General features: G+C 69.6%; 20 protein-coding genes and 2 pseudogenes. 9 read left to right on the top strand and 13 right to left on the bottom strand.

Annotated features, from left to right (window positions below; translation table 11 throughout):
- Positions 1–467: 467 nt before the first annotated feature.
- The gene (locus ACFYOY_RS38750; protein WP_388592308.1) at positions 468–1307 is read left to right on the top strand and encodes a hypothetical protein; all 840 of its coding nucleotides are present in this window, start codon (positions 468–470) and stop codon (positions 1305–1307) included.
- On the opposite strand, the gene ACFYOY_RS38745 is transcribed toward ACFYOY_RS38750, so the two are convergent.
- From ACFYOY_RS38745 to ACFYOY_RS38730, 4 genes are read right to left on the bottom strand one after another with little or no spacing between them, the layout of a single operon-like run.
- Entirely contained in the window at positions 1207–2676 is a 1470-nt protein-coding gene (locus tag ACFYOY_RS38745; RefSeq protein WP_351902085.1) for a dihydroorotase family protein, read from the bottom strand. The genes ACFYOY_RS38750 and ACFYOY_RS38745 overlap by 101 nt on opposite strands.
- 32 nt (positions 2677–2708) lie before the next feature.
- Positions 2709–3518 carry an ABC transporter permease gene (locus tag ACFYOY_RS38740; RefSeq protein WP_388592303.1) on the bottom strand — a complete coding sequence of 270 codons (810 nt, stop codon included), beginning with the start codon at positions 3516–3518 and terminating at the stop codon, positions 2709–2711.
- Entirely contained in the window at positions 3515–4297 is a 783-nt protein-coding gene (locus ACFYOY_RS38735) for an ABC transporter ATP-binding protein (protein ID WP_351902089.1), read from the bottom strand. Before ACFYOY_RS38735 ends, ACFYOY_RS38740 begins: the two co-directional genes overlap by 4 nt.
- 20 nt (positions 4298–4317) lie before the next feature.
- Complete coding sequence (locus ACFYOY_RS38730; protein ID WP_351902091.1) at positions 4318–5424, bottom strand: ABC transporter substrate-binding protein; 1107 nt, start codon at positions 5422–5424, stop codon at positions 4318–4320.
- Between the two features lie 103 nt (positions 5425–5527).
- Here ACFYOY_RS38730 and ACFYOY_RS38725 point away from each other — a divergent pair.
- Positions 5528–6043 (top strand): annotated as a pseudogene (locus tag ACFYOY_RS38725) (RNA-guided endonuclease TnpB family protein); the annotation flags it as partial.
- Positions 6044–6072: 29 nt separating this feature from the next.
- On the opposite strand, the gene ACFYOY_RS38720 reads toward ACFYOY_RS38725, so the two are convergent.
- From ACFYOY_RS38720 to ACFYOY_RS38700, 5 genes are read right to left on the bottom strand one after another with little or no spacing between them, the layout of a single operon-like run.
- Positions 6073–7371, bottom strand: coding sequence for a glycosyltransferase (locus ACFYOY_RS38720; RefSeq protein ID WP_388592300.1), 1299 nt, complete (start codon positions 7369–7371; stop codon positions 6073–6075).
- Positions 7368–8411, bottom strand: a complete 1044-nt coding sequence (locus tag ACFYOY_RS38715) for an ABC transporter ATP-binding protein (RefSeq protein WP_351902095.1) — start codon at positions 8409–8411, stop codon at positions 7368–7370. The genes ACFYOY_RS38720 and ACFYOY_RS38715 overlap by 4 nt, the downstream gene beginning before the upstream one ends.
- Positions 8408–9175 carry an ABC transporter permease gene (locus ACFYOY_RS38710; protein WP_351902097.1) on the bottom strand — a complete coding sequence of 256 codons (768 nt, stop codon included), beginning with the start codon at positions 9173–9175 and terminating at the stop codon, positions 8408–8410. Before ACFYOY_RS38710 ends, ACFYOY_RS38715 begins: the two co-directional genes overlap by 4 nt.
- Entirely contained in the window at positions 9175–10014 is an 840-nt protein-coding gene (locus ACFYOY_RS38705) for an ABC transporter permease (protein WP_351902099.1), read from the bottom strand. The genes ACFYOY_RS38710 and ACFYOY_RS38705 overlap by 1 nt, the downstream gene beginning before the upstream one ends.
- 35 nt (positions 10015–10049) lie before the next feature.
- Entirely contained in the window at positions 10050–11132 is a 1083-nt protein-coding gene (locus ACFYOY_RS38700; protein ID WP_388592306.1) for a spermidine/putrescine ABC transporter substrate-binding protein, read from the bottom strand.
- 357 nt (positions 11133–11489) lie between these two features.
- On the opposite strand from ACFYOY_RS38700, the gene ACFYOY_RS38695 reads away from it, so the two are divergent.
- On the top strand, positions 11490–12653 hold the full coding sequence (locus tag ACFYOY_RS38695) for a DSD1 family PLP-dependent enzyme (protein ID WP_388592297.1): 1164 nt from the start codon (positions 11490–11492) through the stop codon (positions 12651–12653).
- Positions 12654–12844: 191 nt separating this feature from the next.
- Here the strand turns inward: ACFYOY_RS38695 and ACFYOY_RS38690 are convergent, their stop codons facing one another.
- Positions 12845–14260, bottom strand: a complete 1416-nt coding sequence (locus ACFYOY_RS38690) for an amidase (RefSeq protein ID WP_388592295.1) — start codon at positions 14258–14260, stop codon at positions 12845–12847.
- Positions 14261–14721: 461 nt separating this feature from the next.
- Between ACFYOY_RS38690 and ACFYOY_RS38685 the strand changes: the two genes are divergently transcribed.
- The 3 genes from ACFYOY_RS38685 to ACFYOY_RS38675 all read left to right on the top strand — a co-directional run bounded on the left by ACFYOY_RS38685 (position 14722) and on the right by ACFYOY_RS38675 (position 16568).
- Positions 14722–14985, top strand: coding sequence for a hypothetical protein (locus tag ACFYOY_RS38685; RefSeq protein ID WP_388592293.1), 264 nt, complete (start codon positions 14722–14724; stop codon positions 14983–14985).
- 165 nt (positions 14986–15150) lie between these two features.
- Positions 15151–15987 carry a hypothetical protein gene (locus ACFYOY_RS38680; RefSeq protein WP_351902109.1) on the top strand — a complete coding sequence of 279 codons (837 nt, stop codon included), beginning with the start codon at positions 15151–15153 and terminating at the stop codon, positions 15985–15987.
- A gap of 287 nt (positions 15988–16274) precedes the next feature.
- Positions 16275–16568: a hypothetical protein gene (locus tag ACFYOY_RS38675; protein WP_351902111.1), complete on the top strand. Its 294-nt coding sequence runs from the start codon at positions 16275–16277 to the stop codon at positions 16566–16568.
- Between the two features lie 107 nt (positions 16569–16675).
- Here the strand turns inward: ACFYOY_RS38675 and ACFYOY_RS38670 are convergent, their stop codons facing one another.
- Entirely contained in the window at positions 16676–17413 is a 738-nt protein-coding gene (locus ACFYOY_RS38670) for an SDR family oxidoreductase (RefSeq protein WP_351902113.1), read from the bottom strand.
- A 154-nt stretch (positions 17414–17567) separates the two neighbouring features.
- On the opposite strand from ACFYOY_RS38670, the gene ACFYOY_RS38665 reads away from it, so the two are divergent.
- Positions 17568–18140, top strand: coding sequence for a helix-turn-helix domain-containing protein (locus ACFYOY_RS38665; protein WP_351902114.1), 573 nt, complete (start codon positions 17568–17570; stop codon positions 18138–18140).
- A gap of 297 nt (positions 18141–18437) precedes the next feature.
- Entirely contained in the window at positions 18438–18773 is a 336-nt protein-coding gene (locus ACFYOY_RS38660; RefSeq protein ID WP_351902297.1) for a hypothetical protein, read from the top strand.
- 119 nt (positions 18774–18892) lie between these two features.
- Here ACFYOY_RS38660 and ACFYOY_RS38655 read toward each other — a convergent pair.
- Positions 18893–19033 (bottom strand): annotated as a pseudogene (locus ACFYOY_RS38655) (RidA family protein); the annotation flags it as partial.
- A gap of 142 nt (positions 19034–19175) precedes the next feature.
- Here ACFYOY_RS38655 and ACFYOY_RS38650 point away from each other — a divergent pair.
- The gene (locus ACFYOY_RS38650) at positions 19176–19844 is read left to right on the top strand and encodes an SGNH/GDSL hydrolase family protein (RefSeq protein ID WP_351902116.1); all 669 of its coding nucleotides are present in this window, start codon (positions 19176–19178) and stop codon (positions 19842–19844) included.
- A 40-nt stretch (positions 19845–19884) separates the two neighbouring features.
- Here ACFYOY_RS38650 and ACFYOY_RS38645 read toward each other — a convergent pair whose 3' ends face one another.
- Positions 19885–20793 (bottom strand): class I SAM-dependent methyltransferase, encoded by a 909-nt coding sequence (locus ACFYOY_RS38645; RefSeq protein WP_351902288.1) that lies wholly within the window; start codon positions 20791–20793, stop codon positions 19885–19887.
- Between the last annotated feature and the right edge of the window lie 28 nt (positions 20794–20821).

Below are 20821 nucleotides of genomic sequence, written 5' to 3'. Positions count from 1 at the left end.
CCTCCCCCCCCCCCCCCCCCCCCCCCCCCCCCCCCCCCCCCCCGCCCCCGCCCCCGCCCCCCCCCCCCCCCCCCCCCCCCCCCCCCCCCCCCCGGGGGGGGCGGCCCCCCCCCCCCCCCCCCCCCCCCCCCGGCCCGGGCATGCCCACACGCGGAATCCCCTCTCCAGACAGGCATTGGGCCGTCCGCGTGCGTCCGGGGCGTCGTTGCGCCCGCTGCCCACGTGTGACGCCCGGTCTGCCGCAGGATGCCGCCCGAATGCCAAGGGCACCGCGATGCTGGACGCGCTCCTGGCCATCGGATTCTGCCTGGCGGCCACGTTCGTCATGGAGGCAAGCAGAAGGTCCGCCATACGGCCGGTGACGGCGACTTCACCCGTGCCGCGAAGTGCGCCGGTGAGTACACGGTCGCGCAGGCGATGCTGACCCGCGACAACGCCGCTTCGGAGATCGACCGGGTACTGCGCTTCTGCCGGTCGCTCAAACGCCCCGTGTACATCATGCTGCCCTCGGACGTCGCGTACGAGACGGTCGAGGCGCCGACCGAGCCCCTGGCCCTCCTGGAACCCTCCAGCGACCCCCGCAGACTGGAGAATTTCGCCGGCCAGGCGCGCGATGTGCTGCGCGCGGCCCGGTCGGTGGCCGTGCTGGTCGGTCCCGAGGCCGACCGCTACCACCTCGCCGACCAACTGGTGGAACTCGTCGAGAGATCGGCTGCCCGGTCGCCTGTCTCAGCAACGCCAAGGGCGTCTTCCCGGAGGATCACGACCAGTTCATCGGCGGATACGCCGGCAAGCTCAGCGACACCTACGTCCGGGAGTCCATCGAGAACGCGGACTGCCCGCTGGCCGTCGGCACTCAGTTCACCGACTCGGTCACCGGCGGATTCTCCCAGAACATCGACCCGTCACGGGTCATCGCGCTGCATCCTCGGCGCGGACGCGAGCTACAACAACATCGCCACCTGGCGGTACGACCGGCTGGTCGAAGCATTCGACCCCCAGCAAGGCGGACACCGAAGACACCCTCGCGGCCGCGCTCGACACGGCCAGGAGCAACCGCGACCGGCTCGTCTTCATCGAGGCAGTTATGGAACGCCTGGACGCTCCGGAGTCTCTCGTCAAGCTGGGCAAGGCGTTCGCCGCCGACTACCACCACGCGCCCGTCTCCTGAGCTTGACGCTGTCGGGAATCTTGCAGTTTCCGAGCTCAGGCGGTGCCGACCGGGCGGCGCAGGTAGGCGCCGACGGGTGGGCCGACGACCTTACCCGCCTGCAGGATGTGGTGGCCCCTCAAGAAGGTGTCGGTGACCTGGGCGGTCAGCTCGAAGCCTTCGAACGGGGTGTACTGCTGCGTCGACTCCGACTCCGCGGCGCGCACGGTCCAGGTGCGGCCCGGGTCGACCAGGGCGATGTCGGCGTCGAAGCCGGGGGCGAGGCTGCCCTTGGTACGCAGCCCGTAGCGCCGGGCCGGGTTCCAGGAGGTCAGCGCGGCGATCCGGCCCAGCGGCAGGCCGCGTTTCGTTCCCTCGGTGAGCAGGCCGGGGAGGAGGTACTCGGCGCCGCCGAAGCCGGCCTTGGCGAGGAAGACGTCGTCTTCGGGCACGCCGAACTTCACCTCCTCGCGGCAGCACGCGTGGTCGCTGACGACCCAGTCGACGGTGCCGTCGAGCATGTACTCCCAGAGCGCCTCGACGTCGTCGCGGGGCCGCAGCGGCGGGTTGACCTTGCCGCCGAGGCCGTGTGCGGTGGTGATGTCGGCGAGCAGATGCCCGACGGTCACCTCACGGCGGAAGTCGATGTGCGGGAACGCCCGGCTCATCCGCACGGCCGCGTCGACCGCCTTGCGGGACGACAGGTGCAGCAGGTTGATCGTGGGCAGACCGGTCTCGTGCGCCAGATAGGAGGCGACGGTGACCGCGAGGCCCTCGGAGTGCTGCGGCCGGGAGGCGCTGTAGGCGGCGAGCCCGGTCAGGTCACCCGCCTCCTCGACCAGCCTGGTGTACGCGGTCATGATCTCGGCAGTCTCGCAGTGCAGGGAGAGGGAGATCTCGTCGGCGAGGTCGGGGAACCGCTCGCGGGCGGCCTGCACCCCGCGCATGACGAACTCGAAGTGCGCGTAGTCGTACCGCTCGTCCTCGGCGAGCATCAGGAACGCGTTCTGGTCGGCCGACCTGCCGTGGAGGCCGTGGCCGCCGTAGAACATGAAGACCTTGAACGAGGTGACACCGAACCGCTCGATCAGGTCGGGAATCTCGTCGAGGTGAGCGCGCGAGATCGGCGCGAGGTGGAAGCCGTAGTCGACATGGGAGCGGCCGGAGGCGGCGGCCAGCACCTCGGGGAAGAAATCGGCGTACGCACCGGCCTTGTTGAGGTAGTAGCGGCCGGTCCGGGTATAGGTCAGGGCGCTGGTGACGCCTCCTTGTACGCACGCGCGGCTCTCGGTGGCCGCGTCCTCGGACAGCGGGTGGTAGATCCCCCAGTGCTGGTGGGCGTCGACGACACCGGGGAACGCCAGCCTGCCGCCGGCGTCGACCACCCGACGGGCGCCCTCCGTGGCGATGCCGGAGGCTACGGCGGCGATCCGGCCTCCGCTGACGGCGATGTCCGCGGGGCGCGCGTCATCGTGTTCGTGGGCGACCACACGGGCGTTCTTCACCACCAGGTCGTATGCGGTCATGCGGGCCTCCTGCCGCTGTCGTCCTGAGCTCGTCATGCGCCGATCACCCGGTTCTCCTCGGCCCAGAAGACGAGCCGCTTCTGGGCGAACCGGATGATGAAGTGGGCGATCAGCCCCAGTACGGAGAGCACCACCAGCACGGCGAACATCCCGGCGATGTCGAAGTTGTAGTTGGTCTGCAGCAGGAGGTATCCCAGGCCCTCCTTCGCGCCGATGAACTCGCCGACGACGGCCCCGAGGATCGAGAAGACGATCCCGATGTCCAGGCCGGCGAAGATGAAGGGGAGCGCGCTCGGCAGCCGCACCATCCGGAACACCTGGAACCTGCCGGCGCCGAACACCGTGAGCATCTGGATCCGGTCGGCGTCGGCCGAGCGCAGCCCCTCGATGACGTTGACCAGCACGGGGAAGAACGAGATCACCGCCGCCATGACGACCTTGCTCGTCATGCCGAAGCCGAACCAGACGACGAACAGCGGTGCGAGCGCCACCTTGGGCACCGTCTGGAAGGCGACGACATACGGCATGAAGGTGCGCTCGATCAGCCGCACCTGGGAGATCGCGGTGCCCAGCACCAGCGCCGCCGCCACTCCGAGCAGAAAGCCGTACAGCGACTCCAGGACCGTCACCTTCAGATGTCCCCAGAACAACGGGTCCGCCAACTGCGTGCGGAGGGCGTCGGAGATCTGCGAGGGGCGCGGCAGCACGTAGTCGTCGATACCGAAGGCGGGGACCGCGAACTCCCAGGCCAGCATGGTGACGACGAAGACGGCGGGAACGAGCAGCAGTTCGGGGCGCTCTCGCGGGTCAACGTGGAGCCGTCGCTTGCGGAGTCGTTTCATGAGTCGGTCACCCAGGTGGCGTTGACATGCCTGCGGACCCGCTCGACGAAGACTCCGGCGCGGTCCGAGGCCATCGCGCCGAGTGTGCGCGGGCGTTCGAGCTCGATGTCGACGATCTCGGCTATGCGGCCGGGGCGGGGGCTGAGAACCACGACCCGGTCGGAGAGGAAGACCGCTTCGGGGATGGAGTGGGTGACGAACACGACGGTCTGGCCGCTCGCCCGCCAGACCCTCAGCAACTCGACGTTCAACGACTCGCGGGTCAGGGCGTCGAGTGCGCCGAAGGGCTCGTCCATCAGCAGCACGGCCGGGTCGTGCACCAGGGCCCGGCAGATTCCGGCGCGCTGCTGCATCCCGCCGCTCAGCTCATGCGGGTGTCTGCCCTCGAAGCCCTCGAGGCCGACCATCGCGAGCAGCCGCTCGGCCCGCTCCCGGTACACCGAGGCGTCCAGCTTCTGTACCTCCACGGGCACCATCACGTTCTGCAACACGGTGCGCCAGGGCAGGAGGATCGGCGTCTGGAAGACCATGCCCACCTCGGGCAGCGGCCCCGTCACGTCGCGGCCGGCGACGCGGACCGTCCCCTGGCTCCTGGAGACGATCCCGGCGAGGATCTTGAGCAGGGTGGTCTTGCCGCACCCCGACGGGCCGACGACCGACAGGAACTCGCCGCGTCGGACCGTGAAGGTGATGTCCGAGAGCGCGTGGGTCGGCTCGGACCTGCGCGGCCGGTAGGTCTTGTGCAGTCCGGTGACCTCGATCCAGCGGTCTTCGTCCACGGTCTCCCCGCCTTCCCGCGTCACCCGGCGGCCTTCGCCTTCGCGATCACGGCCGCCGGGTCGAAATCGTTCGCGCCCCCCAGCAGGCTGCCGTCCCACAGCTCCGGGAGGGAGACATCCTTGGTGATCTGGCCGGCCGTCCTGGTGTAGGCGACCGTCTTGTCCCACTCCACGTCGCCGATCGCACCCCAGTCCTTGAAGTTCTCGGGCTCACCGGTGGCGGGGACCGCGGTCCTGATCCACGCCTCGAGGGTCCTGGTGTCGTCGGCGATGCGGTCGTCGGCCTTCTTGCCGGTCAGCAGCTTTGGGAAGGTCTGGTAGCCGTCGCGCATCGCGGCCTCGGGGTTGACGGCGGAGAAGAGCAGTGCCTTGTAGGAGGCGCGCAAGTAGCGCGTCAGCACATCCTTCTTCTCCTTGAGGGTCTTCTCGGTCACCGTGTAGGTCAGGGAGCGGATGCCGTCGAACGCATCGGAGTTGTCGAGATAACGCAGCTTGGTGCCGGTGTTCTCGATGGCGGTGTACGCCTGGGTGTACAGGGCGAGCACGTCGACCCTGCCATCCTCCAGGGCGGCCAGGGCCTGTGCGCCCACGCCGACCGGCAGCAGGTCGATGTCCTTGGCCGCGTCCAGCCCGGCGTCGCCCGCATACGCGCGGGCGTAGATGGCCGAGCCGGAGGCGAGGCTGATGACCCCGATCTTCTTGCCCTTGAGGTCAGCCGGGCTCCTGACCTCACTGCCGGGCCGGACGGCCATACGCCACGGCCAGTTCCGTACCAGGCCCCCGATGACCTTCACCGGGACGCCCTTCTCCCGTGCGGCGAGGATGGCTCCCGCGTCGGCCGGCGCGATGTCGGCGCTGCCCGAGGCGACGGCCTGGACCGCTGCCACCGACCCGTCGGTGTTGATCACGTCGACTTTCAGCTTCTCCTCGGCCAGATAGCCCTCGGCGTCGCCCACCGCGTAGGTGGCGACCTCTTCCTTGGGGGCGATCACGGCCGAGGGAACGGCGAGTTGGAGCGTGGCCCGAGCGCCCGAGCCACCGTCGGAGGACGACGAGGGCCCGTCCGCGCAGGCGGAGAGCGCCGCGAGTACGGCGATGCCGAGGCCGAGCCGTAAGGACAGCTTCATCTGATCTCCTCCGAGGAAACCCCGCCCTTTCAGGGTGGGGAGGAATCGGGCTCTTTGGGCAAGTCCCGCAGGTCGGCGGAGTACACCACCAGCGCGTTCCGGTTCCTGGGAGGGGGCCAACCGGGCCAAGGCTCGCCGGAGGGTCGCCCGCGTTCACGCCCGGATCGCCGACCGGCGGCGCGACACGTTGCGTAAGATCACTACTCGGCTCGTTCGTGACAACCAAACGATCGTGATCGAGGACCTCACCGTTCGGAACCTGCTCAAGAACGGCAGGCTGGCCCGGACCATCTCGGACGTGGCCTGGTCTGAGTTGCGGAGCATGCTGGAGTACAAGGCCCGGTGGTACGGCCGCGAGGTGATCGCGGTCGACCACTGGTTCCCTTCCTCCAAGCTCTGCTCGCACTGCGGAACCCTGCAGGACAAGATGCCGCTCAGCGTCCGCACCTGGACCTGCGGCAGTTGTGGCGTCACCCACGACCGTGACGTGAACGCGGCGTGGAACATTTTGGCCGCCGGGCTGGCGGTGTCGGCCTGTGGAGCCGGTGTAAGACCTCAACGGAGTTCTCCGGGCGGGCGGTCGGCGATGAAGCAGGAACCTCCACGGCGCGAGCCGTAGGAATCCCCTCCTTCAGGAGGGGGAGAAAGTCAAGTTCCCTGCCTTTCGTGGCCGCGCCGCTCGATGAGGTCGGCGGCGGTGCGCAGCCCGTCGCGGGCCCGGATGGTCCTGGAGGCTTCCGTCAGCCTGTGCCGCAGGCGGGTGTCGCCGAGCAACTCCGCGAGGGTGCCGTGCAGTTGAGAGTCGGTGAAGCGGTACGGGTCGAGGCGGACGCCGTAGCCGAGTTCGGCGATCCGCTGTGCGTTGTCGTACTGGTCCCAGAACAGTGGGAGCACGATCATGGGCTTGCCGAAGTGGAGGCTCTCGGTGGTCGTGTTGTTGCCACCGTGGGTGATGACGAGGTCGACGAGCGGGAGAATCCGCGTCTGCGGGAGGAACTCGGCGCCCCACATGGTGGGAGGCAGCTCGATCTCGTCGTGCAGCGGCCCCTTGGAGACGATGTAGCGGTGCGGGGTGCGGGCCAGGGAGGCGATGATCCGGCGCATGAGGCCGACGTCGGCGGAGCCGAGGGAGCCCAGGCTGAAGTAGATCAGTGCGCTGCCCTCAGGCCGTTCGGCCCACTCCGGCGGCAGGGTGAACTCCTCGTCGGTCTCGCGGACCGAGGAGTCCAGCCGATGCCAGGCAGCGCCCAGTGGGCGGGCTTCGGTGTAGTCGGCGATCTCCGGGTACACGTACAGGTTCAGCTCGCCGTCGTGGATGAACTCCAGGTCGGGCAGCGGCCTCGCGCCCTGGTCCACGACCCAGGCGTTGAACTCGGCCCAGAGCTCGCGGTGCGTGCGGTCGTACTCGGCGCGGAACTCGGCCCAGCCCGCGCGGTCACCGGCCGGGTACCCGGAGAAGGGCGGGGGAACGTGTTCGCCCTTCACTTCCAGCGGGTTGCAGGAGACGATCCGCACGAAGGGCACCTCCGCCGTGGTCAGCGCGGGGAAACAGACGACGTTGTCCTCGACGATCACGTCCGGCCGGACCCGGTCGACGATTCTCTTGAGCTGGGGTTCGCAGTACCGGGCGCCGGTGATCAGTTCCTCCCAGACCGGCCTGACCCACGTGCCCAGCTGTTCGATCGTGGGCTTTTGGAACTCGGGGGCGGTGTCCCGTACGAAGTCCTTCCAGAACTGGCCCGCCTCCTGGGGCTTTTCGGGCGGCGGGGCCAGGTCGACCAGGTCCTCCTCGAAGCCGAGCGGGGCGAGCCTGCCCGTCCAGGACGCCTCCGCCGCGAACACCACGCGGTGGCCCCGCCGGCGCAGTACGTCGCCTATGCCGACGCAGTTGTTGGTCGGGCCGTACGCGCTCTCCGGCGCGAAGAGGATGGTCAGGGGTCCGCTCAAGGGGTGTCTCCCGTCGTCTCGATCAGTACCGCGCTCTCCGGGTCCCACGACAGCGCGACGCGGGCCCCGGAGGTCACCGTGGCCGGGCCCGCGACGGTCAGCAGGACCGGCCGGTCCAGACCGGGGACCGTGACCGCGATCCTTGAGGAGCCGCCGAAGTAACTGATGTCCAACACCGTGCCGTGCAAGGAGGCGTCCGCCTTCCCGGCGGCGAGCCGGATGCTCTCCGGGCGTACGCCGACCACCCCCGCCGTGTCACCGGCCGGGGCGGGCAGAACACCGACGCCGGGTACGTCGAGTCCGCCAAAGGGCAGCAGCCGTCCGGAGAAGACGTTGTTGGCGCCGACGAAGCCAGCGACGAACCGGCCCCGAGGGTGCCGGTAGAGCTCGACGGGGGTGTCGACCTGCTGGACGCGCCCCCGGTCCAGGACGGCGATCCGGTCGGCGAGCGACATGGCCTCCTCCTGGTCGTGGGTGACGACGAGGAAGGTGATGCCCACCTGGTGCTGGAGGCGCTTGAGCTCCAGCTGCATCTCGGCGCGGACCTGTTTGTCGAGCGCCGACAGCGGCTCGTCGAGCAGCAGCACACGGGGGCGTTTGACGATGGCACGGGCGAGGGCGACCCGCTGCCGCTGCCCGCCGGACAGCTGGTGCGGCCGTCTGCGGGCCTGCGCGGTCAGCCCGACGGTGGCGAGTACGGCCGCGACCCGTTCGCCGATCTCCGCGCGGGCGAGCCCTTCCCGCGCCAGCCCGTACGCGATGTTCTTCTCCACGTTCATATGCGGGAACAGCGCGTACGACTGGAACATGAGATTGACCGGCCGCCGGTGCGCGGGCACGCCCAGCAGGTCCCGGCCGTCCAGGGTGACCGTGCCGCTGTCCGGGGCCTCGAAGCCGGCGAGGACGCGCAGCAGGGTCGTCTTCCCGCAGCCGCTCGGGCCGAGGAGGGCGAAGAACTCGCCCTCCTCGATCTCCAGGCTCACCCCGTCCAGGGCGGTGACCTCGCCGAACCGCCGGGTCACGGCATGGATACGGATCACAGCGCCTCCGTCAGCCGGCTGACCCGCTGGGCGGCGATCACCACGGTGAAGCTGACCGCGAGCAGCAGGGTGGCGAGCGCGTTGATCTCCGGGGTCACGCCGAACCTGATCATCGAGTAGATGACGATCGGCAGGGTGGGATCCTTCGGTCCCGCGGTGAAGAAGGCGATGACGAACTCGTCGAGCGAGAGCGTGAACGTCAGCAGCGCGCCCGCCACGATGCCGGGGGCGAGGGTCGGCAGGGTGATGCGGAGGAACGTGGCGACCTCGCCCGCGCCGAGGTCGCGTGAGGCCTCCTCCAGGGAGGGGTCGACGTGGGCGATCCGGGTGCGCACGACGGCCGTGACGAAGGCGAGGCCGAAGACGGTGTGGGCGAGCAGCACCGACTGGAGGCCGAGGGTGGCCGAGACGAGCGAGTAGAAGGCGAGCAGGCCGATCGCGAGCACGATGTCCGGCAGGACGGCGGGCAGCACCGACAGGGCGGGCAGCAGCCGCGACCGGCTCGCATGGCGGGCGAGCCCCACGGCGAGCAGGGTGCCGAGGACGGTGGACAGGGCGGTCGCGCCCGCGGCCACGATCAGCGTGTTGGCCAGGCCCCGCAGGACCTCGTCGTCGCCGGCCAGCGTGCCGTACCAGGCGGTGCTGAACCCGGACCACTCGTAGGGGCTGTCCGAGCGGTTGAAGGACATCACCACGAGCACCACGACGGGCGTGTAGAGGAACGCGTACGTCAACCACAGCGGGAGGAGTGTCGCCCGGCGCATCAGCGGCCGCCCAGCCGGCGCCCCGCCCAGGCCTGCGCCATGAGCAGCAGGACCAGGAACGCCATGAGGGCGAGGGCGAGCACCGAGCCGAACGGCCAGTCCCGTGCCGTGAGGAACTGGTCTCTGATCAGGTTGCCGACCATGACCGTGTGCCCGCCGCCCAGCAGTTCGGGGACCACGAAGTTGCCGAGGCTGGGCACGAAGACGAAGACGCAGCCGGTCAGCACGCCGGGCAGGGTGTGCGGGAGGGTCACGCTCCAGAACGTGCGAGCCGGGCGGGCGCCCAGATCGGCCGAGGCTTCGAGCAGCCGGGGGTCGACCCGCTCGATCGCCGAGTACAGCGGCAGCACCATCAGCGGGAGATAGGCGTAGAGGAGTCCGAGGACGACGGCGGGTTCCGTGTAGAGGAGTTTCAGCGGCCGGTCGATCGCCCCGAGGCCGGTGAGGGCCGAGTTGACCACACCTCGGCTGGACAGCAGCACGATCCAGGCGTAGGTACGGATCAGGAAGTTGGTCCAGAACGGCAGCACGACCAGGACCAGGGCGACCGTGCGCCATCTGCCGGGCAGCCGGCTGATCGCGTACGCGGTCGGGTAGCCGAGGAGGAGCGCGAGCAGCGTGGTGACGGCGGCGATGCGCAGCGAGTCGGTGAGGACGCCGGCGTAGAGGGGGTCGGTGATCCGCACGAAGTTCTCGCCGGTCCGTCCGTCCTCGTACGCGATCCCGCCGAAGCGGCCCCGCCGGAAGACCGTATAGCCGATCAGCAGGGCCAGCGGCAGCAGGAGCAGGACGGCCAGGTAGGACAGGCCAGGGCCGAGCAGGACGAGACGGGCTCGCACGGGTGGTGCTCCGGCCGCCTTCCCCCGTCGGGCCATCAGCCCGCGGTGACTTCCGTGACGATCCGGGTGTACGCCGTCGCGGCGTCCCCGAGGTCGACGACCGACTCGCCCTTGAGCAGTTGCCTGGGGGGCATGGCGAGTGCGGGGTAGCTCTTCAGCAGGGCCGGATCGAGTTCGGCCATGGCGGCGGTGTTGGGGACCTTGTAGAAGATGTTCGAGGCGACCCAGGAGTGCACCTTCGCGTCGAGGACGTAGTCGATGAAGGCGTGCGCCGCCTCTTTGTTCTTCGACGACTTGAGGATGACCATCGTGTCGGTCCAGAGGTCGCTGCCCTCCTTGGGGACGACGAAGCCGATCCTCTTGTCGTCGGTCGGGCACCAGCCGTCCCAGGCCTCCGCCAGCACGGCCTCCCCGGACGTGAGCCGGTCGCCGAAGGTGGTGTCGTCGTAGGCGAGGAGCCCGTCCTTCGCGGTGAGGAGCAAGTCCTTGACCCGGGCGAGCTGTTGCTTGTCGGTGGTGTTCACCGAGTAGCCGAGCGCCTTCTGCGCGGGGAGGAAGAGCCAGCGTTCGGTCTTCAGCATGGTGGCCTTGCCCTTGACCGCGGCGCGTGGCTTCAGCAGGTCGTTCCAGCTGTCGGGGGTATAGCCGATGAGGTCCTTGCGGTAGCAGAGCCCGGTGGTGCCCCAGGTGTACGGGACGGAAATGACGTTGCCCTTGTCATGGGCGAGCCGGGCGGCGAGCGGGTCCAGGTTCTTGAGATGCGGGACCAGATCGTGGTGGATGGGTTCGAGCAGCCCCTGCGCCGCGAGCGCCTGCGCGTACTGGCCCGATACGAACGCCACGTCGATGCCGCTGTCGGCGGAGGCGGTCAGTTTGGCGACGATCTCCTCGTTGGTGCTGTGCTTGGCGACGGTCATGGGCGTGCCGACGGCCGACTTGAACCGGGCGGGCAGGTCCTTCGGCATATAGCCGTCCCAGTTCGAGACGGTGAGCCGCTGCTTGCTCAGATCCGCCTCGGGGTCGAGCGACGCGGAGGCGGCGGGGCCGCTTCCGCCCGGTTGGCCGTCGCCGCCGCATGCGGGGAGAAGGAGCGCGAGGACGGCCACCGTCGCCGCCATGGACACGTGCCTGAACCTCAGTGTGCCTAACACGCCACTCCCTTGCTGTCGCTTGCTGTCGAGATCAGCCGGCTGAGCGTGGGTCGTGCCCGGTTCGCCGAACGGCTCGCGGGCAGGCATCGGTTTCCGGAGTTTCGCACTATTGGCATGCACCGGGCAAGACGGCCGTTTCGTCCGGCCTCGTTCTCGCGCTGCGCGGACGGAGGAAGCGCGCCCGGACGCGCGATCTAGCGCTATTGTCTAGAAGTGGAATTTTAGTTGATGATGTGACCGCGGGACGCGGGCCATGCCCACGGCGACGGCGTGCAAGCGATCCGGGAGACCTGGAACAACTCTCGAGAAAACGGACCTCACCCCATGACCACCACCCCCTCCACCTCCAGGACACTCGCCGACCCCGACACCCCCTTCGCGGTCGTCGACATACACAAGGCGCTGCGCAACATCGACCGCCTCGCGGCCAAGGCCGACCACCTCGGCGTCGCCTTGCGGCCGCATGTCAAGACGGCCAAGAGCCTTGACGTCGCCGCCCTCATGCACGGCGGCGCGCCCCACCCCTTCACCGTCTCCACGCTCGCCGAAGCCGAGGCGTTCGCCGACGGCGGCTACACCGACGTCACCTACGCCGTCGGCATCGCTCCCCATAAACTTCCCCGCGTGATCGCCCTGTTGCGCCGCGGTGTCACCCTCCGCGTCCTGCTGGACAGCACCGAGCAGGCCGCCTTCGTCGCGGAGGCCTCCCGTCGGGAGGGCATCAGCATTCCCACGCAGATCGAGATCGACTGCGCCGGCCACCGCGGCGGCCTCAAGACCGACGCCCCCGCCCTCGTCGACATCGCTCGCACCCTGCACGACGCCGGATGCCTGGACGGTGTGCTGACCCACGCGGGCGAGTCCTACTTCGCCTACTCCGCGGAGGAGCAGCGGCTGGCGGCGAAGAACGAACGCGACACCGCTGTCGCCGCCGCCGAGAACCTGCGCGCCGCCGGGCTGCCCGTGGCCACCGTCAGCGTCGGCTCGACGCCCACCGCACACGCCGCCGAGGACCTCACCGGTGTCACCGAACTGCGCGCCGGCAACTACGTCTTCTTCGATCTGGTGATGGCCGGTCTCGGGGTGTGCCAGGTCGACGACCTCGCGCTGTCGGTCGTCGTCACCGTCATCGGACATCGTCCCGAGTACGGCTGGATCGTCACCGACGGCGGCTGGATGGCGATGTCCCGCGACCGCGGCACGGCGGCCCAGCCGCAGGACCAGGGGTACGGCCTGGTCACCGACCTGGCGGGGCAGCTGATCCCCGGCCTGGTCATGAGCGCCGCGAGCCAGGAACACGGCACCATCACCGCCCGCGACGGCGCCGCCCTGCCCGACCTGCCCGTCGGCACCCGTCTGCGCGTCCTGCCCAACCACGCCTGCGCCACAGCCGCACAACACCGCGGCTACCACGTCATCGACAGCGGCCGGACGGCGACGGACGCACCCGCCGTCCAAGCCGTCTGGCAGCGCATCAGCGGCTGGTGACCAGTCGGCAACGGGTCGGCCGGGCGCATGGCTCGGGCCGACCCGCTTGCCCTCATCGGGTCGGCTGGTTCCGCTTGACCGCCCTGCCCGCCACGAAGACGCTGTCCATCAGGCCGGGATGGCCGGCGGCGACGATCGTGCCGATGTGACGCGCGGCCTGGCGGGGCCGAGGCCCGCGCGCAGGCGAGGGATCAGCGGCTGGCGAGGTCGGGGGAGCGGTGGCGGACGGGACTGACCGACTCGAGTGCCGCGCCCAGCCGCAGGACGGTCGTTTCGTCGAACCAGCGGGAGACGAGCTGGACACCGATCGGCAGTTGATCGCCGGTGGCGCCGAACGGCAACGACAGCGCGGGCAGACCGGTGAGGTTGAACGGCACGGTGGCGCGCATGATGCCGCTCGCCGGTACGGTCCGGTCCCCGATACGGAACGTCCGCTGCGCATGAGGCGGCGCCGGTACGGGGCACACGGGGCACAGCAGCGCGTCCCAGCGCTCGAAGTATCCGGCGAACAGCGAACTGAGTGCCTCAACTCGCTGTTGCGCGGCGATGTAGTCGTCCAACGCCACCTCCGGAGCGGCGATCGTGCGTTGCATGACGGTGTGCAGTTCGGACTCGCGGCCGGCGGCCGCTCGCCGGAAGAACGGCCCCGTCTCCGCGGCGAACAGGACGGCGCTCAGTTCGGTCCCGTCCACCGCCTCCAGGGCTTCCAGGGGAGCGGGTTCGACCGTGCAGCCGGCTTCGCGCAGCGCATCGGCCGCGGCCGAGACCGTGGCCGCCACATCACGGTCCACCGGACCGAATCCGGGCTCGGCCATCCAGCCGACGCGCAGCCCTGCGACCTCCTCCGGGGGGTCGGCGTGGGGCGGTGAGTGCCGCACCTCACCATCCACGCCGTCGGGCCCGGACAGAACACCCAGCGCCGTCGCGATGTCCCGCACGCTGCGCGCCATCGGGCCGACGTGCCAGTAACGACGGGGAACGTCCGGCCAGTGTCCGGTGATCGGAACTCTTCCCCGGGTGGCCTTCAGGGCCACGATCCCCGTGTCATGCGCCGGGCCACGCACCGAGATGGCGACATCGCTGCCCAGCCCGAGTGGTGACATCCCGGCGGCGATCGCGGCCGACTCGCCGCCACTGGAACCGCCTGGTGTTCGTTGGACATCCCAGGGGTTGCGGCACCGGCCGACGAGCAGGTTGTCGGTTTCGGTCCAGTAGGAGAACTCGGGCAGGTTCGTCTTGGCCAGCGGAATGGCACCGGCTGCCCGAAGCCGCGCCACCGCGGTCGCGTCCGCCGCCGCGACGTGGTCGCGGAACAGCACGGAGCCACGCGTGGTCACGACGCCCTCGACGTCCAACGCGTCCTTGACCGTGAACGGCACACCGTGGAAGGGCCCGAGCGGGCCACCGGCAGCGACCGACTCATCAGCGGCGTGCGCCGCGGCGAGCGCCTGCTCGCCGAGCACTGTCACCATCGCGTGGAGCCGTGGGTCGACCTCGTCGATCCGGTCCAGATGCGCCCGCACCACCTCGACCGCCGACACCTGTCGTGTCCTGATCAGCTCGGCCAGCTCGGTCGCGTCCCGGTAAATGGAGCTGTCCACATTCATCCAACCTCCATGTGCCACTTGAGATATCAATACTGCGTCTGGTCAGCTGATGCGCTTCTCGAACCGAGGGTGGGCGCGCCCGGATTCGACGCGGGTGTGATCGGCGGCATGCCGAACGCCCTTGTGGGACGTCGAGTTGGGTGTCGATCGCGGCGAGAGTCCGCACGGCCACGGCCGCTTCCGGCCCCGAGGGGCTGGCTCTCGCCGGTGGAGTGGCTCCGGGGGCGCCCTGCGGTGCCGGGCGGCGGCCGATGGCGCGGCGTAGGGCGAGTGCGTGGGCCGCCACCTCCCCGCGCCGCCGGCCCAGGCTCGGGTCGTCGGCGAGCGCGTCCGGCGCGGAGGTGATGGCGGCGGTGAGATCACCAACAGGTTGACACAGCGCCGCAGGGCCGATCGTTCGCCACATACCCTTCACCAGCACATCCGCGTGGCCTTGCGCACCGCTGCAGAGGAGGAACGCCGTGAGGACCACCCAGGCCCAGTGGTCCGGCCACAGCATCCGGCCCGCGGCGAACGCCGCGGTCAACGCGGCCGCCATCGGCAGCGCCATCCGGGTGCCGGCCGGTATCCCGCCGCTCGCCGGACCGGCTGCTGTGACCACCTGGGCCGCCGGTGGCCTGCGGACGAGACCGATATGGTGCGCCACCCACATCAGTTGCGTCCCCCGGGCGACCGCGACCAGCGCCCCGGCCGTGTTGCCCGATCGCCCGACCAGCCCCCGCTGACCGGTGTTCGAGCGAGTGCGCCTGCCGAGCGATGGCCTGAGCGGTCCTTCGCGAGCCGAGCCGCGCGTATCAGCTTCATCTGATGTGTCACGAGCCGGTTCCATCTCGCAGTGGGTCGCCCACGTGGGGAACGGGCGGCAACGCGACTGGCTTAGAGTGCCGATCATGTCTTACTCAAAGATCATCGAGCCCATCGCTCAGCACCAGCAGGCCACCCGTATACCGTCGCGGCGACCGAAGAAGACCCTGATCGCGGCCATCGGCATCGGCATGGCCGTCGCTTTGAGCGGGTGCAACGACGACACCGGCGAGGCCACGGACAAGGACACCAGCGCCGCGGAGTCGAAGGCGCCCTCGGCGGGGTCGTCCCAGTCCGCTGCCCCGTCGAGCCCTGCGGGCGATCAGCCGTCGGTCGCGGGATGGCAGACGCAGACCGCGCAGAAGCACCACTTCCGCTATGACGTGCCGGCCAAGGCCAAGAAGTGGAGGGTCTTCGATGAGAACACGGCCCTCTCCTACACGGACAAGAACGGCCAGCCGATCGTCGTCATGACCTCGGCCGCCAGCTACCGTGAGGGCGGCTGCGCCTCGAGTCCCAATCCCAAGGCCATCGGTGAGGCGGGCAAGGGCCAGCTCGCCACCGTCGGCACCACAGGGGGCGGCAAGGACGGCACCCTCCAGGAGAACGCTCGTAACTGGGCGGGCAACTGGGGCTTCGCCGCGTACGGGGGTCCGGACCACAAGCCCAAGATCAAGGTCAGCGAGGCCAAGCCGTGGAAGCAGGGGGGTATCGACGGCTACACCGCGACCGCCCAGGTCACCGTCACCAACCGGCCGAGCTCATGCGTCCCGTCGAAGGCGATCGTGCGCAGCATCGCGCAGAAGCTCCCCGACGGCACCATGCACGGCTGGGTGATCTACGCGGACCAAGGGGTTCCGAACGCGCTGACAGCCGCCGAGATCGAGAAGGTCATGGGCACCGTCCGGTCCACAGGCAGCTGACACCGTTCGGGCAGTGAGGCGGCGGCGGCCCGGGGGCAGGGCGGGAGCGAGCACCGCGGGGGTGCTCACGTTCCCTCTCGGCCCCCTCTCACTCCCCCTCTCATCTCAAGTCCGGTTGTTCCAGCGGAAGTTCTGTAATCAAGATCGAATAGCTGCTTTAATTGGGGTAGCTGATCGTGAGTCCCGGCCCTCGGAAGGCAGCCATGGTGTCCCCCGCCCTCTACCAGTCCCGCTCCCGTTCCGATGCCCCGTTCGAGGCTGCTGCCGACGCCGGCGTTCTCCGCGTCATGTCCGACTCGCGTACTCCGGTGTTTCTCACCGTGCATGCACGTGGACGGCGCCGGTACGGCTACTGGCAGCCGTACGACCACATCGCCGACAGGGGAGGCTGCTACGTCGCTCTGCCCACCCCCGTATGCGACAGGCTGTACTCCCAGGGGCGGATCACCCTCGGTGATCCCCTTGTGGACCCGGGCAAGACCACGTACCGCGTCTGGCCCGCCTATGACCCGGTCGCGCCGGTACGCGTCCCGGTGGCGACCCTGCCCGCGGTGGCGGCGGCACAGACGCTCGCTGCGTGAGGCTGCGCGTACGCCAACCGCCCGCAACGGCGAGGCGATGCGTCCGGTGCCCACGGCACACTCCAGCGTGACTTCCCGTCGGCCCGCCCGGCCGGAAACGTTGGCTGTCAGGCTTGCGCGGTGGGCCGGACGACGATTTCGCTGATGTCGATGCCGGCGGGCTGCTCGATGGCGTAACCGATGGCGGACGCGATGGCGGAGGGTGGGATGGCCATCTCGTCGCGCTGTCGGGCTGCCGCCGCCGCTGCCTCGGGACTCGCCCCCTTGCCCACACCCTCGGTGTTGGTAAACCCGGGCGAGACCAGGGTGACCCGCAGGTCGGGTCCCGACTCCTGGCGCAGTCCCTCGGTCAGCACCTTCACCGCCGTCTTGGTGGCCGCGTAGACGGCCTGCGGGGATTTCACGACGTAGGCCGCGGTGGAGGCGATGTTGACGAACTGGCCGGAGCGCTGCCGCCTGAAGAGGGGAAGCGCCGCTCCGATACCGTTCAGCAGGCCGGTGATGTGCGTCGCGACCATCGCGTCCCAGTCGTCCTGGCGCAGCTCGTCGAATGGTGACACCGCCATCGTGCCGGCGTTGGAGACCAGGACATCGAGCTGGCCGAACCGGTCGACCGCCGTGTCCGTCAGGCGCTGGAGGTCTTCGCGGCGCGTCACGTCGATGACCGTCCCGACGGCCGAGCCGCCCTGCGCCGTGATCTGGTCCACGACCGCGTGCAACCGGTCTTCCCGTCGGGCCCCGAGCACGAGCCGGGCGCCCCTCTCGGCGAGGTAGGCCGCCGTCGCCGCTCCGATGCCGCTGCTGGCACCGGTGATCGCTACGACCTTGCCTTCGACACCTGACATGATCAACGTCCTTCCAAGGGGGATGTGCACAGGCCGGACCAGGGCCATGGCCTACAGTGGAATTGGGGGCGTCCCCACTTACGTGACGAGAGGCTAAGTGGGCGCCCCTCCGTTTAGCAAGTGAAGGGGACCGGAGAGGGAATGGCGACCGCTGATGGCCGGCAGTGCACAACGCCCGTTGCGAGCTGACGCGCGGCGTAACAGAGACAGGATTCTCGCGGCCGCGGTGCGCGTGTTCGCCGAGGAGGGGCTGGACACGCATCTGGAGCGCATCGCCAAGGAGGCGGGCGTGGGCAGCGCGACGCTGTACCGAAACTTCCCCACCCGTGAGGCTCTGATCGAGGCGGTCTACCGCAACGAGGTGGCTCAGCTGTGCGACGCCGTCCCCGATCTGCTCGAGGAGAAGCCGCCCTACGAAGCCCTGCGCGCTTGGACGCGCCTCTTCCTGGACTACGTCACCGCGAAATTCGGCATGGCCGACGCCTTGCGTGCCATCGCCGCCGCGGGAAGCAGCCCCTACGGCCACAGCCGGGACATGATCCAGGCTGCCGTCACGGCCCTGATGGACGCGTGCATAGCCGCCGGGGCGATCCGCACCGACATCAGCCCGACCGACATGGGCGCCGCCCTCGAAGGCATCGCCGTCACCTCGGCCATGCCCGAACACCGGGAACGGGCTGAACGCCTGCTCGACCTCACGCTGGACGGGCTGAGGGCCCGTTCGTGATGCCGTCTCCACGGCGGAGCCGTGCAGACCTGTGCCCATGCGACGCCAGATGACTGGCCGTGTTCGCGGGCTTGGAGTCGGCTCCGCACGCGCTGACGGAGATGATCGCCGGCCGAACGACTGGAAAGACGCTCGTCAGCCTCGGCTGACTCGATGCGACAGCGGTTCGGGAGCCACCGGGCCGTCGCTGCCCAGTCGGAAGGTGCACGAGTTTCGACAGCACAGATCCATGCCCTAGGGTGCAACGCTGCGCCCTGGCGCGCATAACTTTCCGACCCACCATCACGGGGATCTCTCATGCGTTTGGCCACCACACTCCTCCTGATCGGCGCCCTGCTCGGGGCGACACCCGCCGCGGCCCACGCGGCGCCGACGCGTGACTCCGTCTCGTACGTCGCGCTGTCGTCGAAGCGAGGCGGTGGCACCAGCGGCGGCGGGGTCAGCAAGGTCGGCGGCAACAAGAAGTCGAACGGCAGCGGTTACTCCTCCCGCAGCAACGGCGGCCACTCGTCCACCGGAAAGAAGAAGATGCCCCTGTGGCAGGCGATCCTGTTCCTGCTCCTCCTGGGAGGTCTCATCGTCTGGGCCGTCGTCAAGCTCATACGCAAACTCCGGAAGGTCGTCAACGCCTGACGGCCCTTCGGCGGCGCCGTGGCGCGGACCGGATGCCACCGCCCGGCTCCGCCCGGCGGCCGCACGCCGCGTCCTGCGCGCCGCGATCTCCTTGATGCCGGAATGGCGACAAGCTCAGGCGGGCGCTCCGTGTCGGCGATGAAGCTGATCTCGATGACCTGGCCGGGGAGGGTCGGTTCGGTGACGCCGAGGGCCGTGCTGGCCGGGCGGTGGTCGCCGAAGTGCGCGAGGCTGCCCTCCGCGGGGGCGGCGGAGCCTTGGTGTCGGCGGCATATCGGGGGCTGTCGGTCCGATGTCGGTGAGGTCCGACACCTTTCGAGAGGTCCTGCCGGATGCTCATATCGCCGCGATATCAGCGTTCTCATCCGGTTTCCTCTCCTCACCCGAGTTCAAGGAGCGCACATGACGATCACTGTCCGACCGGGAAGCACCGTGATGTTCACCGGCGATTCGATCACCGACTGCCAACGGCTGGAGAGCGAAGACGGTCTCGGGTTCGGCTACCCGCTGCGCGTCGCGGGCGAGTGGGGACTGCGGCACCCGGACCGGCCCGTGACCTGGCTGAACACCGGGATCGGGGGCAACAAGGTGATGGACCTCGAAGCCCGCTGGCAGACAGACGTACTCGACGCGCGCCCGGACGTGGTGTCGATCCTCGTCGGGGTCAACGACATGGGCTGGCACACGCTGGACCCGAAGGGGTACGTGATCCCCGTGGAGGAGTTCGAAGCGGGTTATGACCGCCTGCTCGTGCCCCTCGCCGAGGCGGGCACGAAGCTGATCCTCATCGAGCCGTTCCTCCTGCCGATCCACGGCATCGTGGAGGCCGGTGGCGGTGTCGTGCGCATCGGGGAGGAAGAGCGCAAGGAATGGCGCACCGACCTGGACCCGAAGATCCAGGTCGTGCGCAAGCTCGCCCTCGAATACGGCGCGCAGCTGCTCGACGCCGACAGCATGTTCGCCGAGCTCGCCGCGACGACCGGGCCGGAGTACTGGGCCGCGGACGGCGTGCACCCGACGCCGGCCGGTCACGCCGCACTCGCGGCGGCCTGGCTGCGCCTGGTCGCGTGACCGCGGGCGTGGCGGGGCCGTCGGCCGTCTGACGGCGGTGTTACGGCCGGGGCTTGTTCGCGAACACCCACCGGTTGCCCTCCAGCGCGTCGTTCTGCTCGGGCAGCGGGCCGCGCCCGTGCCGGCGGGTGAAGTCGAAGGGGGTGTGGACCGAGGTGGACCAGCCCTTGCCCGCCAGATCACCCGCGGAATCGGGCCGCGGTTCGCCATCGAACAGGTTGAGCAGGTCGATGCCGATCTGGTTTTTTGTGGAGGTGTAGAGCGGGCTGTCGCGGTATGCCAGCAAGTCCCTCTCGAGCTTGACCTCGAACGCCAGGGCGCTGCCCCCCGTGCTCAGCAGGTCCACCGTGTCGATGAGGTACCTCTCGGAGGCGCCTGGCAGGTAGAACAGCAACCCCTCGGCCAGCCAGACGCTCGGTGCGGCCCGGTCGAAGCCGGCGTCGGTCAGCGCTCCGACCCAGTCGGCGCGCAGATCGATCGGGATCGGCACGCGCGCCGCCTTCGGGGTGGCCGACAGCCCGTCGAGCACCTGGTGCTTGAAGGCCAGCACGCCTTCCCTGTCGATCTCGAAGATGACACAGCCGGAAGGCCAATCGAGCCGGAACGCCCGCGTATCCAACCCCGCCCCGAGCAGGACCACTTGGCGGGCGCCCCCCGCCTGTACCGACCGGAGGAGAAAGTCGTCGAGGACCCTCGTCCGCAGACCGAAGTAGCGCGCGAATCGCCCCCACAGCGGATCCGCGTCTCCGGCCGGAACCTGTTGCATGCGGACCGGCCAGCCCGCGGACGCCGGTGCGGCGAGCACGAAGTGCTCCGCGAAGACGTCCCGTGCCAGGCTGTCGTGGCGGTGGGTCTCGATCGCCCGTGCCGCGGCGACCATGAGAGCGGTCAGGCCCACACCCCCTTCCACGCCTTCCACACCGGCGCTTCGATGCGCTGTGCCGACCATGTGTCCTCCCTTGGTGCGAGCAGAGACT

This window comes from Streptomyces sp. NPDC007875, assembly GCF_042868035.1.
GTDB lineage: Bacteria > Actinomycetota > Actinomycetes > Streptomycetales > Streptomycetaceae > Streptomyces > Streptomyces antimycoticus.
This window is presented reverse-complemented; position numbering and strand designations above follow the sequence as displayed.